Below are 13138 nucleotides of genomic sequence, written 5' to 3'. Positions count from 1 at the left end.
GTCCGGCGTGCGGCTAGGCTTCGCGCCGCCGGACCATCTCGGCGATCCAGACCGGGGCGTACGGGGAGGTGCAGCCCGGGGAGGTGGGGTAGTCCTTCAGCACCTCCAGGCGTTCGCCGACGGCGAGGGCCCGGGCGCGGTGGGCGGGGTGTTCGATGCCGATCTGGGCGAGGCAGTGGTTCATCGCCCACTGGAGCCGGTCGGGGGCGTCCTTCATCTCCGCCTCGACGGTGTCGAGGAGGCCGTCGAGATCGAGGCCGTCGGGGCGCTTCGCGACCCGGTCGGTGGTGAGGGCCCAGCCGGCGCTCGCGACGACGGGGTCCGGGTCCGTGAGCCAGGCGCGGCGCAGCTCCTCGGCGTGCGGGCTCTTCTTGACCACGTAGCCGACGAGCCAGTCGTGCACCTTGGGGGCGCGGGCCTCGCGGAGCATGGCGTCGAGTGCGGCGCGGTCGAAGGACCGGGGGCGGCAGATCAGCACGGCGAGGAGCCGGGCGGCGGTGTCGCCGGTCGCCCAGAGCTCCCGGGCCAGCTCGTGCCGGGTTCCGAGCCGCTTCGCGACCGCGCGCAGCCGGGAGAGGTTCACCCCGTGGTCGTCGCCGTGCCGTTCGTTCACCGCGCGCACCCGCGGGTCCTCCAGCGCCGCCAGCTCGGCCAGCACCTCGTCCCGGGTCTCCCCGGTCGCCGTCCCGGTCATCCGGACCTCCCGTCGTTCGTGCGTACGGACGCCAGCCTACGGCCCGCGGTCCGGGGCCCCGGGGACGGCTGACGGGCGGCGCACCGGGTAGACGCGGTGCAGAAACGACCACCACGACCGAAGGCGGCGAGGACGATGCGAGGACGTCTGCGGAGCGGGGCGGCCGCCGAGGTGACGCGGCCCGGGCTCACGGACGAGGAGTTCAGGACCCTGATGCGCGAGGCCAGATCGCTGGCGCGGCGCCACGTCCTGGGCCGGCCGCCGCCCGACGAGAACGATTTCGCGCTCCGTGCCCAGCACGCGGAGTTCGGCGCGGCGGCCCACTGAACCGGTCGCGCCCCGCGCGGTGCGCGATCGGGTGAAGCCGGTGCGGCGTGCGGCCCCGCGTCTCGGGACCGCACGTCCGGCGCGGGCAGGGTGAGGCCATGAGGGTGGCCGCATGAGGTGGACGACGAGGACGGGGCCGCGCGCGTCCGGCGTGCTGCTGGCCGTGCTGCTGCTGGGCGGCTGCGGGGCGTCCGCGGCGCGCGAGGACGGCGCCACCGAGGCCGGGCGGCGGTTCGCCGCCGCGCTGGCGGCCGGGGACTACCGGGCCGGGTGCGCCCTGCTCGCCCCCGAGACCCGCGAGCAGGTCGAGGAGGACGGGCGGACGCCGTGTGCGCTCGGGCTGCGCGAGGCGGGGCTGCCGCCGGCCGGGCTCGCGCGCGGCGTCGACGTCTACGGACGCGAGGCGCTGCTGCGGATGACGGCCGACACGCTGTTCCTGTCCCAGTTCGACGCGGGCTGGCTGGTGACGGCCGCCGGGTGCGAGGAACAGGCCACGGAGGACGAACCGTACCGCTGCGCGGTGAAGGGAGGCTGACGGGCATGAGGGTCGTGTTCCTCGGCTGTGTCGTGACGGTCCTGGGCGGTCTCGCCTACTTCACGCTGATCGGGGCGATGCACCGGTGACGCCCGGGAGCGAGGGCGGCGGGGACCGCGCCGCGTCCCTCGGCTTCTGGCGGTCCAACAGCCTCACCCTCGTCTTCGGCGCGGCCTTCTTCGTCGTCCTCGCCGCCCAGGCGGTCGCCGGGCGCGCCGAGTTCAACGAGCAGCTGGCCGTGGCGGGGCTCCAGCAGATCGGCTTCGGCGCGTATCTGGCCTCCTCGGACTTCGCCGTGGACGTCACCGAGAACTGGCAGTCCGAGTTCCTCCAGTTCTTCCTGTACGTGTACGGGACCGTGTACCTCCTCCAGCGCGGCTCCCCGGAGTCGAAGCCCCCCGACCGGGTGGGCACGGAGAGCGAGCGGGACCAGCGGATGGGCCCGCACGCGCGGTCCGACTCGCCGCGCTGGGCGGGGACGGGCGACTGGCGGCAGCACCTGTACGCGCGCTCCCTGGGCCTGGTCATGGGCGGGTTCTTCCTGCTGTCCTGGTTCGCCCAGTCGGTGGCCGGCGTCGCCGCGTACAACGCCGTACGGCTGCGGCAGCTCCAGGCCCCGATCGACTGGGGCGCGTACCTCGTCTCGGCCGACTTCTGGAGCCGCTCGCTGCAGAACTGGCAGTCGGAGCTCCTCGCCGTCGCGGCGATGGCCGTGCTCTCCGTCTACCTGCGCCAGCGCGGTTCCCCGGAGTCCAAGCCGGTCGGCTCCGCGCACACGTCGACCGGCGTCGAGGGCTGACTCCGGGCCGGACCCGTCAGCGGTTGTCGTACCGGGCCGGGAGGGGCCTGGCGGCGGCCCGGGCCGCGGACGTCGTGGACGCGTCCTGCCCACGGCCGTCGAGGGGGAGGCGGTAGAGGGCGAAGGCGTGGTCGATCACGGGCTGCGCGACGTTCCGGACGCGGATTCCGCCGGCCGTCATGCCGTGCTCGGTGCCGAGGTGGGCGTGGCCGTGGACGGCGAGGTCGGCGCCCTGCGCGTCGATGGCCTCGGCGAGCAGGTAGCTGCCGAGGAAGGGGTAGATCTCGGGCGGCTCGCCGGCGAGGGTGTCGGGGACCGGCGAGAAGTGCGTGAGCGCGATGCGGACGGCGCAGCCGTGCTCGTTCAGTTCGGCGAGGGCGCGGGCCAGCCGTTCGGCGCTGCGCCGGGTCGTCCGGACGAACGCCTTCATCTCGGGCTCGCCGAACTCGCCCGCGCTGCGCCCGACGAACCCGCCGCAGAAGCCCTTCACGCCGGCGACGCCGACCTTGTGGCCGGCCACGGGCAGGACGGTGCTGTCGCCCTCCAGGACGTGGACGCCGACGTCGCGGAGCGCCCGGGTGACCCCGTCCGCCTGGTCCGCGTGGTGGTCGTGGTTGCCGAGGACGGCGACGACGGGGATGCCGAGGGAGGCGACCTCGCCGGCCACCACCTCGGCCTCGGCCACGTAGCCGTGCCGGGTCAGGTCGCCGGCGAGCAGCAGCAGGTCGGCGCAGTCGGGGAGGGCGTCGAAGGCGGGGCGGAGCAGGCCCGCGCAGTCCTCGCCGAGGTGGATGTCGCCCACGGCGGCCACGCGGACGGCGGAGGGCCGGTCGGTCGGGTCCGGTTCGAGGAGGGTCATGGCAGTTCCTCCCCGTGGTCCGGGGCGGCGTGGCCGGCGACGGCGAGCTCCGCCCGGACGGGGACGCCGCCGAGCGTGTCGCGGGCGAGGTCCAGGATCTCCTCCCGCCGGACGGGGTCGGTCACGGTCCCGGTGAGCAGGACGGCGCCGCCGCGCCACTCCACCCGGACGCCGAGCTCGGCCTGGCCGTCCGTGGCGAGCCGCTGTTGCAGCAGGGCGAGGCGGTACTCGTCGACGACCGGTTCCGGCGGCGGGGCGGGCGCGCGGTGCTCCGGTCGGTCAGTCACGGCGGTCCGCCTCCTCTCGCGTGGGTTCGGTCCGCGGCAGGACGCCGAGGAGGCCGAGGAGGTAGAGGAAGGCCACCGCCATGGGGTGCTCGCGGGTCTCCTCGCGGACCCGGTCCCAGTCGACGCGTTCGCGCAGTCCGCGGGCGACCGGCAGCAGCGCCCCGTAGTCGCAGTGGTGTTCGGAGAGCGCCGCGAGACGGCAGATCATCAGGTCGGTGGGGTCGATCACCGGCAGGTGGACGGAGTCGACGGGGAGGGTCCAGGCCCGGTCGAGGAGTTCCCTGGTGACGGCCCGGCCGGCGAGGGAGAAGATCAGGTCGATCTGCTCGCCGCCGCTGCGGGCCTTGACCAGCCAGTCCTCCGGCGGGTCGACGATCCGGATGCCGCGCTGGCGCAGCAGCTTGACGACGGTCTCGGAGTCCTCCGCGCGCAGCGCGAAGTCGGCGTCGTGCTGGAGCCGGACCGGGATGCCGTACGCGTAGGCGGCGACGCTGCCGACGAGGGCGAAGGGGCAGCCGGAGCCCTTGAGGACGGCGCCGACCTCCTTGGTGACCTCCAGGATGGCCTGGGTGTGGTCGGGCGGCAGCGCGTCCGCGACCCGGCCGCCGCCCCCGGAGTCGTCTCCGGTGCGGGTGGCGTGTGCCATGAGGTTCATGTCTCCTCCTCGATGGGGGCCCGCAGGGCGCTGGCGCCGGACCGCCAGGCGTCCGTGACGGCCCGGCCGAGGGCGTCCTCCACGAAGACGGTGGCCCGCGCGCCGAAGGCGACGTCGGCGGCGAGGCCGGGTTCCTCGTCGAGCAGGCCGCCGACGACCTCGCGCCGGACCAGCTGCTCGTGGACGGCGTCGGCCTCCACGTGCTCGTCGTAGAAGCGGGCCGCGTCCTCGCCGGCCCCGCACCGCCGCAGGGCGGCGGCGAGCCAGGACGCGGCGGGCGGGGAGGTGATCTCCAGGACGGCGAAGTGACCGATGAGGGCGCCCCGGTGGGCCCGGTGGAGCCCGAACAGCGACATCACGTTGCCGGCGGCGAGGGCGGGCGCCCCGACGGACGGCAGGTAGTGGCCGTAGTCCGGGACGAGGTCCAGGGCGCGCATCAGGTCGGCGTACAGCCGTGCGTGCACGCGCTCCTCCCGGCCGCAGCCGAACTCGTCGTACAGGATGGACGCCATGCCCGCCTTGGCTCGTCCCCGCAGCCGGGGCAGCACCCAGGCGTGCGGGTCGGACTCCCGCAGCTGGTGCACGGAGCGCAGCACCGCGTACTCCCGCAGCAGCTCGTACGTGCCGTGGCGCAGCAGATGGCGGGAGGCGCCCCGGCCGTCGGGCGGTTCGGTCAGCAGGCCGTCGAAGACCTCGGCGGGCGTCACGGTGCCGGGGCACGCCTCCCGCAGCGCCGACTCGAAGCGGCCTTCCAGGAGGGCGCGCAGGCGCAGCAGCCCGAGGTCCCACTCTGCGGCGTCGGGCACGTCCGCGAAGCCGCGGTAGTGGAGCTCGTAGCCCAGGTGGAGCGCCAGCTGGACGTCGTCGCCGAAGGGGTCGGCGGCCAGGACGGCGGCGGGGCCGGGCAGCGCACCGGACCGGCCGCCGAGGCGGGCGATCACGGCGGCGGAGAGCTCCCCTCGGGCCGGGGGCAGGGCGGGTGCCCTGGCGCCGGCGGCGGTCGGGGCGGTGATCGTCATGGCACGGTCTCCTCGGGTGGGGGCGGGCGGCGGGGTCGCGGGGCGTCAGGAGGGCGACGCGGGGCCGTCGGCCCGCCGGGGCCGGGCCCGGCGGCGGTGGCTGGTGTCGCAGAACGGGTCGCGCAGGCTGCGCCGGCACCGGCAGAGCGCGACGACGGGCCGCTCGCTGCGGCGCACGGTCCCGTCGGGCATCACGATCTCCACGGGCCCGTCGATCAGCAGCGGGCCCTCCCCGAGGGGGGTGACCCGGACGGCGTGGGAGCGGGGCCGCGAGGGGACGGGGTCCCGGTCCTCCGGGGCGGGGACTGCGGACTGCTCGTGCACGGTTTCCACGGCGAACCTCCGGGGTCGAGGCCGGGGGACGGGGCCGGTACGGCTCCGGTCCCCCGGGACGGACCCTTGGCGCCTGCCCCTTCTCCGCCCCGGCATGCCAGGACGGCGGGGACGGCCGGGTCAGCGCGGGGGCCGGGCCAGCGGGCCGGCGTCGAGGTGGCGGAGGAGGGAGAGGGCGTCGTCGTGGACGACGACGGCGCCGGCGTCCTCCAGCTCCCGGCGGGTCGTGCCGCCGGTGAGGAGTCCGATGCAGGGCACGCCGGCGCGTCCGGCGGCCTCGACGTCCCAGACCGTGTCGCCGACGAGGACGGCGTCCTCGGGTTCGGCGCCCATCTTGTCCAGGGCGGCCCGCACCAGGTCGGGGGCGGGTTTGGTGGCGGTGACGTCGGCGCTGGAGGTGGCCGTGTCGATGACGTCGTCGGCGCCGAGGCGGGCGCGGACGGCGGCCACCTCGTCCTCGGAGGCGGAGCTGGCGAGCACGATCCGCCAGCCGCGGGCGGCGGTGGCGCGGAGCAGTTCCGCGGCGCCGTCGAGCGGGGCGAGGGAGTCGAACCAGGTGGCGTAGAGGGTGCCGTGGGCGTCGGCGACGGCGCCGTCCTCGTCGTGCCGGCGGTCGGCGCCGAGCACGGCGTCGAGGAGCCGGTCCGCGCCCATGCCCACGGCCCGGTGGATCCGGGCCATCGGCACCGTGTGGCCGTGCTGCCGCAGGGCCATCCACCAGGTCAGGGTGTGCAGGTAGGTGGTGTCGACGAGGGTGCCGTCGACGTCGAACAGGGCGACGCCGCGGGCCTGGGGTGCGGAGTGCGGGGTCATCGCGTCTCCCGGGGGCGGAGGGGGGTCACCGGGCCGGGCCGTCGTCGGCCGCCGGCACTGCGCGCCTGCCCGGGGCGGGGCGCGCCATGCGGGGGCCGGCCGTGCGGACGGCCCGGATCACCACGAGCTGCTCGGTGCGGGTACCCGGCGGGACGATGCCGCGCGCCTCGAACCAGCCGGCCCGGGCCGTCATGACCGGCCCGAACGGCTGATCCCGGCACGCGACGACCCGGGGCCGCAGCCCCGCGGCGTCCAGCGCGTCGAGGGTGGCGGAGACGCCGCTGAGCGAGGACTGGACGAGCAGCAGGACGCCGTCCGGGGCGAGGAGGGCGGGCGCGGCGCGGCAGATCCGGTCGAGGACGAGCCGCCCGTCGTGGCCGGCGTCCCAGGCGCGCGCGGGCCCCGAGGCGGGCGCGTCCGGGGAGGGGGCCGGGACGTAGGGCGGGTTGGCGGTCACCAGGTCGAACCGCTCCCCCGCGACGGGTGCGGCGAGGTCGCCGCGCAGGACGCGGACCCGGCAGCGGCGCAGGCGGGCGTTGCGGCGGGCGGCGGTGACGGCGGCGGGGGCGATGTCGGCGGCGGTCGCCCGGGCCCCCCGGCGGGCCGCAGCGATGGCGAGGAGGCCGGTGCCGGTGCACAGGTCGAGGGTGCGGTCGCCGCGCGCCAGGCGTTCGCGGCCGAGGGTCTCCAGGAGCAGGGCGGTGTCGCCCTGGGGCGCGTACACGCCGGGCGTTCTGATCATCCTCATGGGCTTCGTCCGGTCGTCGTCGGGGGCTTCGTCCGGTCGTCGTCGCGGCGGCGTGACGGCCTGACGACGTGGTGAGAACGCGGCTACCCGCTCCCCGGCCGGGCACGCGCGCGTGGCGGGCGGCGGTTACGGCCCTCGGAGGCGGGTAGCCGCGCGCCGACGGGTACTGCGCCGACACGACACGACACAGGGAGATGACCGAGATGGTGCACGACACGATCGAGGTGGAGGCCCCGCTGCGCGAGGTCTACGACCAGTGGACGCAGTTCGAGGAGTTCCCCCGCTTCATGGACGGTGTCGAGGAGGTGCAGCAGCTCGACGACCGCCTCTGCCACTGGCGGACCAAGATCGCGGGCGCGACCCGCGAGTTCGACACGGAGATCGTCGACCAGCTGCCCGACGAGCGCATCGCGTGGCGGACGGTCGGCGGCGACGTGAAGCAGAAGGGGGTCGTCACCTTCGAGAAGGTGGACGACGCGCACACGCGCGTGCATCTCAGCATGGAGGTGGAGGCCGCCGGCATGGCCGACCGGGCGGCGAAGGCGATGGGGGTGGTGGAGAGCCGGATCGAGGGCGACCTGCACCGGTTCAAGCACTTCATCGAGGAACGCGACCAGGCGACCGGCGGCTGGCGGGGACGGCTCCGTCCCGGTGACAGCGCGGGCGGGACCACCCCGTCCGATCCGGCGACCCCGACCGACGACGTACCCCCGTACGGCATGCCGCCGTCCGAGGAGATGCCCCGGCACGACCGTCCCCCGTACGCCGGGCCCGCGTAGCCATGTCCGGCCCGCGCTCCGCGCTCCTCCTCCTGGACGTGTCGCTGCACACGGAGGAGCAGGGCCGCCTCGCGGTGGCCCTGGGCGGCGCGGTGGACGCCGCGCCGCTGGTCCTCGGGGAGGGCACGGTGGTGAGCGTGGGGCTGACCTTCCGGCTGGGCGGCGAGGTGGACGGGCTGACCTTCGAGGAGGAGCGCGCCCGGGACGGCCGGGTCCTGGCCACCACCCGGACGCTGCTCGGCGACTTCCGGGGCGGCGGCCCGTACGAGGTGTGGCTGCCGCCGCAGCGGATGCCGGTCGGCCGGGCGCACTGCGGCGTCTACCGGATGACCGGCCGGCTGATCGACGGGACGGGGCGCGAGCTGGCCCGTGAGGACCACGACCTGCGCCTGGTCCACCTGAGCGGCGCGCCCACGGCACCCGCCTGAGCGGCGGCCGGTGCGTGCGGGGCGCCCCGCACGCGGCTCAGGGGGTGGGGCCCGTGCCGGCGGCCGCCCGGGCGCGGCGCAGCAGGTACGCGCCGGCGGAGGCGACCAGGACGAGCATGCACGCGATGAAGACCAGGCCGGCGCCCTCCAGGCCGAGCGGGTCGGCGAGCAGGCCGACGCCGATCACCGGGATCGAGATGCCGGTGTACGCGACCACGAACAGGGACGAGATGACGGCGGCCCGCCGGTCGGGCGGGGACGCGGCGGCGACGGCGGAGAGCGCCGCCCGGAACGTGAGGCCCTGTCCGGTGCCGCCGACGAGGGCGGCGAGCACGACGAAGACCAGGTGGTCGGTGGCGAGGGCGACGGCGAGCAGCACGAGGCCGGCGAAGAGGACGGCGCAGCCCAGCGGCAGCGAGCGGGTGGCACCGACGCGGCCGGCGGCGACCTGTCCCGCGGTGGAGGCGAAGAAGGCGAGGGCGACGACGAGGCCGCTGACGGCGTGGTTGTCGACGTGCAGGTAGCGGGCGAGGAAGGCGGGGCTGACGGAGGTGAAGACGCCGAAGAGCGCGAAGCCCGCGAAGGAGGCGACGGCGGCCGGCACGAAGACCGCCCGCACGCGCGCGGGGAGGGCGGGTCTCTGCGGCCGTACGGCGCTGAGGGGCCGGCGTTCCGCCACCGTCTCGGGCAGCCACTGGAGGACCAGGGCCGAGACGCCGACGAGGGCGAGGTGGACGGCGAAGGGCAGCAGCAGCGGCTCGGGGGCGTACTCGGCGAGGAGCCCGGCGAGGAGGGGGCCGCAGCCGAGGCCGCCCATGTTGGCGGCGGTGGCGACGAGGGTGGCGCGGGCGGCGCCGCCGGGCGGGGCGAGCTCCATGACGTACGCGGTGGCGGCGCCGGTGAAGAGGCCCGCCGAGAGGCCGGACAGCAGCCGGCCCGCGTACAGCCAGCCCAGCGCGTCGGCGCACAGGAAGCAGACGGCGCTGGCCGCCGCGAAGGCGAGTCCCCAGCGGAGGGTGGGGCGCCTGCCGATCGTGTCGGAGGCGTTGCCGGCGAGGAGCAGCACGCCGATGACCCCGAAGGCGTACACGGCGTAGACCACCGTGACGGTGAGTTCGGAGAAGCCGAACTCCTGCTGGTAGAGGGGGTAGAGCGGGGTCGGGAGCGTGGTGCCGGCCATGCACACCGCGAACACCGCCCCGGCGAGCAGACAGGGCAGCCATCCGCGTCGGTCATCACCGGCCATACCGGCGACCGTAACCCGCCCGGCCCGGTGGGGCCGGGCAGCACGCCGGACCCCCGCGCACGGGGGTGGCCGCGGCCGTCGTGCGTCAGTGGCCGCCCAGGCCCGGCAGGCAGGTGCCGTCCATGGTGCGGCCGGAGACCTCGGCGGTGACGGTGCCGGAGTCGGAGATCCCGCCCTGGACACAGACCTTCCCGGTGCCGCCGGCGACGGCCAGGTTCCGGATCGTGGGCCCGCGCTGGGCGCCGGCGCGGTACTCGATGTCGTTCGGCTCCAGGCCGAGGGCGGCGGCGACGGCGGCCCTCACCTCGGTCTCCCCGGGATCTCCGGTCGCCAGCTCCCGCAGGACGGCGCCGAGCCTCTCCGCCTTGCCCCGCGCACCGGCCCGTTCGGCCTCGGTGAGTTCCATCTCCTGGCGGTAGGCGTGGTTCTCCCGGTACTTGCTCGCGGGGTCCTGCGGGACGCACGACGTGCCCGGCGGGAGCTGCGGCTCCGACGGGCTCGGGCAGAACCGCATGCCCTCCCCGGACGGGGACGCTGCGGACGGGCCCGCCGCGGACGGGGCGGCTCCGGCGCGCGGGTCGGCGGAGGGTTCGGCGCAGCCGGTGACGAGCGCGGCGAGGAGGACGGCGCCGGCGGCGGCGCGGGGCAGGTGTCGACGCATGCCGCCATCCTGGCCGCCGCGGCCGGCGGGGCCGTCGGCCGCCCCCCGGACGTGACCCTTCCGTGTCCGGTCAGGAGGCGCCCGGCGCCCAGAAGTTGTGGGTCTCCGCCACCCGGGGCGGGGGCTGGTCCGGCCAGCCGAGGTCGGCGGCGATGGGCATGACCTTGTCGCCGAACGCCTTCATCTGCGCCTCGCTCGCCCAGACGTCGAAGATCTCCAGGCCGCTGTCGGTCCCCACGCAGGTGTGGGAGAGACAGCCGTCGAAGATCCCCGGGACCGTCTGGAGCTTCGCGTTGAGCGTGTCGTACTGGTCCGTGGTGACTCCGTCGAGGACGGCGTGGACGAGGATCGCCATGATCCCTCCTCCTCATGGGGCGACGGTCCGCCCCCCTCTCCCCCAGCACACCACGCCGGGCCGGGGACGGCACCCGCTCCGGGTGCGCGCCGGGGGACGTACCGGTATGCCGGAGGTAGCGGTACGCGGAGGAGGAGGGTGGCCCGCCATGGCACGCTCGGCGCTCGTCGTGATCGACATGCTGAACACGTACGCGCACGAGGACGCGGATCGGCTGGTGCCGTCCGTGGCGACGGCGCTGCCCGCGATCGTGGACCTGCTGCGGCGGGCCCGGGCGGCGGGGACGCCGGTCGTGTACGCCAACGACAACTTCGGCGAGTGGCGCTCCCACCACGGGGAGATCCTGGACCTGGCGCTCGCCGGGCGTCATCCGGAGCTGGTCGAGCCGCTGCGGCCGGACGAGGAGGCGCTCTTCGTGGTCAAGGCGCGGCACTCGGTGTTCTACGAGACGCCGCTGGCGTACCTGCTGCGCTCGCTGGACGTGACCGAGCTGGTCCTGACCGGTCAGGTCACCGAGCAGTGCGTGCTCTACTCGGCCCTGGACGCGCACATCCGGCATCTGGACGTGACGGTGCCCCGGGACGCGGTCGCCCACATCCACGAGGACCTGGCGCGGGCGGCGCTGCGGATGATCGAGCGCAACATGGGCGGCCGGATCGTCGACGCCGCCGACGTCACGTTCTGACCGGCCGCGCCCCCTGGGCGGCCGGTCGGTCTCAGATGCCGAAGCCCAGGAGGGCCACCTCCAGCGGGAGCGCGGGGCGCTCGGGGAGGGCGGGCGGTTCCTCGCCGCGGCCGGTGCGGGTGGGGCGGACCGGGCGCAGGGCGGCGAGGCCGTCGGCGGCCCAGCCGGCGTCGGTGGCGGGGAGGGAGAGCGTCATCCTCCGGCCGTCGGGCAGGGTCGTCTCCAGGGTGGCCGGGTCGTTCGTCCGCATGGCACCTCGCTCGGGTCGCACGCCGCTTCTGGAGGGGAGGACGACCGGGCGGGTGGAGGAGTTCCTTCCGGGTCCTCCGGGTCTGCCGGGTCCTCCGGGTCCGCCAGGTCTGACGGGTTTACGGGATTACGGGTTTACGGGTCTACAGCCGGGTTCGCCGGTTCAGCCGGCTTCGGGGGTGGGGGCCGTCTTGGCGGGTTCCGGCTGTTCCTCGCGTTCCCGGGCGGCGACGCGGCGGGTGAGGCGGGTGCCGATGCCGAGCTGGGCGGCCGCGGCGGCGAGGGCGACGACGAGGCAGCCGAGCCAGAGGGGGGCGGCGCCCCAGGTGTGGATGACCCAGCCGCCGACGAGCGGGGCGACGACGGCGGAGCCGGTCCAGGCGACCTGGTAGAGGCCCTGGTAGCGGCCGCGCAGGTGGTCCGGGGAGATGCGGGCCACCAGCGCGAAGCTGGTGGGGGTGTTGCCGATCTCACCGAGGGTCCACACGACGATGGAGGCGCCGTAGATCCAGGCGGAGTGGCCGAGGAGGAGGACCGAGTAGCCGACGCCGATCAGCGCGGAGGAGCCGGCGAGCACCCAGGACTCGGGGAAGCGCTTGTAGAGCCGGGTGAGCGGGAGTTGGACGGCGACGATCACGATGCCGTTGAGCGCGGCGACCTGTCCGAAGGTGCTCGGCGAGAACCCGTCCTGGCCCATCGCGATGGGCAGTCCGCTCTCGGACTGGAGCAGGATGGTGAGGACGAGGAACTGGGCGCCGACGAAGGCGACGAAGCTCCGGTCGCGCAGGACGGCCCCGAACCCCTCGGCCTCCTCGGCCTCGGTGGGCGCGGCGGCCGGGGCACGGCCGGGGACGCGGGTCGCGATCAGTACGGCGCCGATGAGGGTGGTGGCGCCGTTGAGCCAGAACAGCGCGGTGTATCCGACCAGGGAGACGAGGCCGACGGAGAGCATCGCGATGGAGTAACCGACGTTGATGGCCCAGAAGTTGAGCGAGTAGGCGCGGACCTGGTCCTTGCCGGGGATGACGTCGGCGATGAGCGCGTTGTGGGCGGGCCGGGTGGCGTTGTTGACCACGCCGACGACGAAGGCGCCGACGAGGAGGGCCCACGGGGAGCGGGCGTAGGCGAGGGCGATCATGCTCACGGCGGTGGCGCCCAGGGCGCCGACGAGCGTGGGCTTGTGTCCGAACCGGTCGCCGAGAGCGCCGCCGAACGGTCCCGCGAGGAGGGAGCCGACGCCGATGCCGGCGACGACGGTGCCGGCGAAGGCCGCGCTGCGGTCCAGCTCCTCGGTGATGTAGAAGGCGAGCAGCGGCATCACGAACCCGCAGGCGCGGTTGACGAGTTGGGCGGCCCAGAGCCACCAGAAGCCGGACGGCAGCCCGCCGAAGGTCGCCGCGAGGGAGGTGCGCGCCCTCGTGAGTGGCCGGAATGCCATGCGTGTCCCTTCGTGGTGACGCCGTCGGACGGGGCGGACGGTACGGGACCGGGGTTCCGTCGGTCCGAACACCGAATGAATACCGGCCGGGGCGGTTCCGCGAAAGGCGGGATCGCGCCACGCGCCGCTCGGACGCCCGCGGAACCGCCGCGTGAACCGCCCGTGAAGGGGGGTCGCCGGGGCGTTGGGGATCCTTTCGGCGGAAGAGTGCCGGTGTTCTCCCCTTGC

General features: G+C 75.5%; 19 protein-coding genes. 6 read left to right on the top strand and 13 right to left on the bottom strand.

Features of this window, described 5'->3' with window-relative positions:
• Window positions 1–13: 13 nt before the first annotated feature.
• Window positions 14–694, bottom strand: coding sequence for a DNA alkylation repair protein (locus tag IF73_RS0115480; RefSeq protein ID WP_031007977.1), 681 nt, complete (start codon window positions 692–694; stop codon window positions 14–16).
• A 135-nt stretch (window positions 695–829) separates the two neighbouring features.
• Between IF73_RS0115480 and IF73_RS40990 the strand changes: the two genes are divergently transcribed.
• From IF73_RS40990 to IF73_RS0115460, 3 genes are all read left to right on the top strand, one after another.
• Window positions 830–1021, top strand: coding sequence for a hypothetical protein (locus tag IF73_RS40990; protein ID WP_158822010.1), 192 nt, complete (start codon window positions 830–832; stop codon window positions 1019–1021).
• A gap of 112 nt (window positions 1022–1133) precedes the next feature.
• Window positions 1134–1556, top strand: coding sequence for a hypothetical protein (locus tag IF73_RS0115470; RefSeq protein ID WP_031007976.1), 423 nt, complete (start codon window positions 1134–1136; stop codon window positions 1554–1556).
• An 85-nt stretch (window positions 1557–1641) separates the two neighbouring features.
• Entirely contained in the window at window positions 1642–2355 is a 714-nt protein-coding gene (locus IF73_RS0115460; protein ID WP_031007975.1) for a DUF6766 family protein, read from the top strand.
• 16 nt (window positions 2356–2371) lie between these two features.
• On the opposite strand, the gene IF73_RS0115455 is transcribed toward IF73_RS0115460, so the two are convergent.
• From IF73_RS0115455 to IF73_RS0115425, 7 genes are all read right to left on the bottom strand, one after another.
• The gene (locus IF73_RS0115455; protein WP_051716813.1) at window positions 2372–3214 is read right to left on the bottom strand and encodes a metallophosphoesterase family protein; all 843 of its coding nucleotides are present in this window, start codon (window positions 3212–3214) and stop codon (window positions 2372–2374) included.
• Entirely contained in the window at window positions 3211–3501 is a 291-nt protein-coding gene (locus IF73_RS0115450) for a BON domain-containing protein (RefSeq protein WP_031007972.1), read from the bottom strand. The genes IF73_RS0115455 and IF73_RS0115450 overlap by 4 nt, the downstream gene beginning before the upstream one ends.
• Window positions 3494–4147 (bottom strand): nucleotidyltransferase family protein, encoded by a 654-nt coding sequence (locus IF73_RS37650; RefSeq protein ID WP_420706557.1) that lies wholly within the window; start codon window positions 4145–4147, stop codon window positions 3494–3496. The genes IF73_RS0115450 and IF73_RS37650 overlap by 8 nt, the downstream gene beginning before the upstream one ends.
• Before the next feature lie 5 nt (window positions 4148–4152).
• A complete protein-coding gene (locus tag IF73_RS38645; protein ID WP_031007968.1) occupies window positions 4153–5175 on the bottom strand; it encodes an iron-containing redox enzyme family protein in 1023 nt (340 codons plus the stop codon).
• Window positions 5176–5220: 45 nt separating this feature from the next.
• Window positions 5221–5508, bottom strand: a complete 288-nt coding sequence (locus tag IF73_RS37645; RefSeq protein ID WP_037879269.1) for a CDGSH iron-sulfur domain-containing protein — start codon at window positions 5506–5508, stop codon at window positions 5221–5223.
• Window positions 5509–5628: 120 nt separating this feature from the next.
• Window positions 5629–6321 carry an HAD family hydrolase gene (locus tag IF73_RS0115430; protein WP_051716810.1) on the bottom strand — a complete coding sequence of 231 codons (693 nt, stop codon included), beginning with the start codon at window positions 6319–6321 and terminating at the stop codon, window positions 5629–5631.
• Window positions 6322–6346: 25 nt separating this feature from the next.
• The gene (locus IF73_RS0115425; RefSeq protein WP_051716808.1) at window positions 6347–7069 is read right to left on the bottom strand and encodes a HemK2/MTQ2 family protein methyltransferase; all 723 of its coding nucleotides are present in this window, start codon (window positions 7067–7069) and stop codon (window positions 6347–6349) included.
• A gap of 194 nt (window positions 7070–7263) precedes the next feature.
• Between IF73_RS0115425 and IF73_RS0115420 the strand changes: the two genes are divergently transcribed.
• Window positions 7264–7848 carry an SRPBCC family protein gene (locus IF73_RS0115420; protein ID WP_063833427.1) on the top strand — a complete coding sequence of 195 codons (585 nt, stop codon included), beginning with the start codon at window positions 7264–7266 and terminating at the stop codon, window positions 7846–7848.
• A 2-nt stretch (window positions 7849–7850) separates the two neighbouring features.
• A complete protein-coding gene (locus IF73_RS0115415) occupies window positions 7851–8276 on the top strand; it encodes a hypothetical protein (RefSeq protein ID WP_051716805.1) in 426 nt (141 codons plus the stop codon).
• Window positions 8277–8313: 37 nt separating this feature from the next.
• Here the strand turns inward: IF73_RS0115415 and IF73_RS0115410 are convergent, their stop codons facing one another.
• From IF73_RS0115410 to IF73_RS0115400, 3 genes are all read right to left on the bottom strand, one after another.
• Window positions 8314–9522 (bottom strand): MFS transporter, encoded by a 1209-nt coding sequence (locus IF73_RS0115410; RefSeq protein ID WP_037879268.1) that lies wholly within the window; start codon window positions 9520–9522, stop codon window positions 8314–8316.
• 85 nt (window positions 9523–9607) lie between these two features.
• Window positions 9608–10183: a hypothetical protein gene (locus tag IF73_RS0115405; RefSeq protein ID WP_031007955.1), complete on the bottom strand. Its 576-nt coding sequence runs from the start codon at window positions 10181–10183 to the stop codon at window positions 9608–9610.
• Window positions 10184–10253: 70 nt separating this feature from the next.
• Window positions 10254–10538, bottom strand: coding sequence for a hypothetical protein (locus IF73_RS0115400; RefSeq protein ID WP_031007946.1), 285 nt, complete (start codon window positions 10536–10538; stop codon window positions 10254–10256).
• A 148-nt stretch (window positions 10539–10686) separates the two neighbouring features.
• Here IF73_RS0115400 and IF73_RS0115395 point away from each other — a divergent pair, with 148 nt between their 5' ends.
• Complete coding sequence (locus tag IF73_RS0115395) at window positions 10687–11223, top strand: isochorismatase family cysteine hydrolase (protein WP_031007944.1); 537 nt, start codon at window positions 10687–10689, stop codon at window positions 11221–11223.
• Window positions 11224–11254: 31 nt separating this feature from the next.
• Here IF73_RS0115395 and IF73_RS0115390 read toward each other — a convergent pair whose 3' ends face one another.
• The gene (locus IF73_RS0115390; RefSeq protein ID WP_031007942.1) at window positions 11255–11473 is read right to left on the bottom strand and encodes a hypothetical protein; all 219 of its coding nucleotides are present in this window, start codon (window positions 11471–11473) and stop codon (window positions 11255–11257) included.
• A 162-nt stretch (window positions 11474–11635) separates the two neighbouring features.
• Window positions 11636–12910: an MDR family MFS transporter gene (locus IF73_RS0115385; RefSeq protein WP_078868069.1), complete on the bottom strand. Its 1275-nt coding sequence runs from the start codon at window positions 12908–12910 to the stop codon at window positions 11636–11638.
• Between the last annotated feature and the right edge of the window lie 228 nt (window positions 12911–13138).

The organism is Streptomyces sp. NRRL F-5727 (assembly GCF_000719555.1).
Classification (GTDB): domain Bacteria; phylum Actinomycetota; class Actinomycetes; order Streptomycetales; family Streptomycetaceae; genus Streptomyces.
Note: the sequence above shows the minus strand (reverse complement) of the source record. Positions and strands in the feature narration are given on the sequence as shown.

Excerpts from the sequence above, each read along its gene's own strand:
- IF73_RS0115430 (WP_051716810.1), bottom strand. The coding sequence starts at position 6,321 with ATGACCCCGCACTCCGCACCCCAGGCCCGCGGCGTCGCCCTGTTCGAC.
- IF73_RS0115385 (WP_078868069.1), bottom strand. The coding sequence starts at position 12,910 with ATGGCATTCCGGCCACTCACGAGGGCGCGCACCTCCCTCGCGGCGACC.
- IF73_RS0115415 (WP_051716805.1), top strand. The coding sequence starts at position 7,851 with ATGTCCGGCCCGCGCTCCGCGCTCCTCCTCCTGGACGTGTCGCTGCAC.
- IF73_RS0115400 (WP_031007946.1), bottom strand. The coding sequence starts at position 10,538 with ATGGCGATCCTCGTCCACGCCGTCCTCGACGGAGTCACCACGGACCAG.
- IF73_RS0115470 (WP_031007976.1), top strand. The coding sequence starts at position 1,134 with ATGAGGTGGACGACGAGGACGGGGCCGCGCGCGTCCGGCGTGCTGCTG.
- IF73_RS0115390 (WP_031007942.1), bottom strand. The coding sequence starts at position 11,473 with ATGCGGACGAACGACCCGGCCACCCTGGAGACGACCCTGCCCGACGGC.
- IF73_RS0115410 (WP_037879268.1), bottom strand. The coding sequence starts at position 9,522 with ATGGCCGGTGATGACCGACGCGGATGGCTGCCCTGTCTGCTCGCCGGG.
- IF73_RS0115455 (WP_051716813.1), bottom strand. The coding sequence starts at position 3,214 with ATGACCCTCCTCGAACCGGACCCGACCGACCGGCCCTCCGCCGTCCGC.
- IF73_RS0115480 (WP_031007977.1), bottom strand. The coding sequence starts at position 694 with ATGACCGGGACGGCGACCGGGGAGACCCGGGACGAGGTGCTGGCCGAG.
- IF73_RS40990 (WP_158822010.1), top strand. The coding sequence starts at position 830 with ATGCGAGGACGTCTGCGGAGCGGGGCGGCCGCCGAGGTGACGCGGCCC.
- IF73_RS0115405 (WP_031007955.1), bottom strand. The coding sequence starts at position 10,183 with ATGCGTCGACACCTGCCCCGCGCCGCCGCCGGCGCCGTCCTCCTCGCC.
- IF73_RS0115395 (WP_031007944.1), top strand. The coding sequence starts at position 10,687 with ATGGCACGCTCGGCGCTCGTCGTGATCGACATGCTGAACACGTACGCG.
- IF73_RS0115420 (WP_063833427.1), top strand. The coding sequence starts at position 7,264 with ATGACCGAGATGGTGCACGACACGATCGAGGTGGAGGCCCCGCTGCGC.
- IF73_RS0115425 (WP_051716808.1), bottom strand. The coding sequence starts at position 7,069 with ATGAGGATGATCAGAACGCCCGGCGTGTACGCGCCCCAGGGCGACACC.
- IF73_RS38645 (WP_031007968.1), bottom strand. The coding sequence starts at position 5,175 with ATGACGATCACCGCCCCGACCGCCGCCGGCGCCAGGGCACCCGCCCTG.
- IF73_RS37650 (WP_420706557.1), bottom strand. The coding sequence starts at position 4,147 with ATGGCACACGCCACCCGCACCGGAGACGACTCCGGGGGCGGCGGCCGG.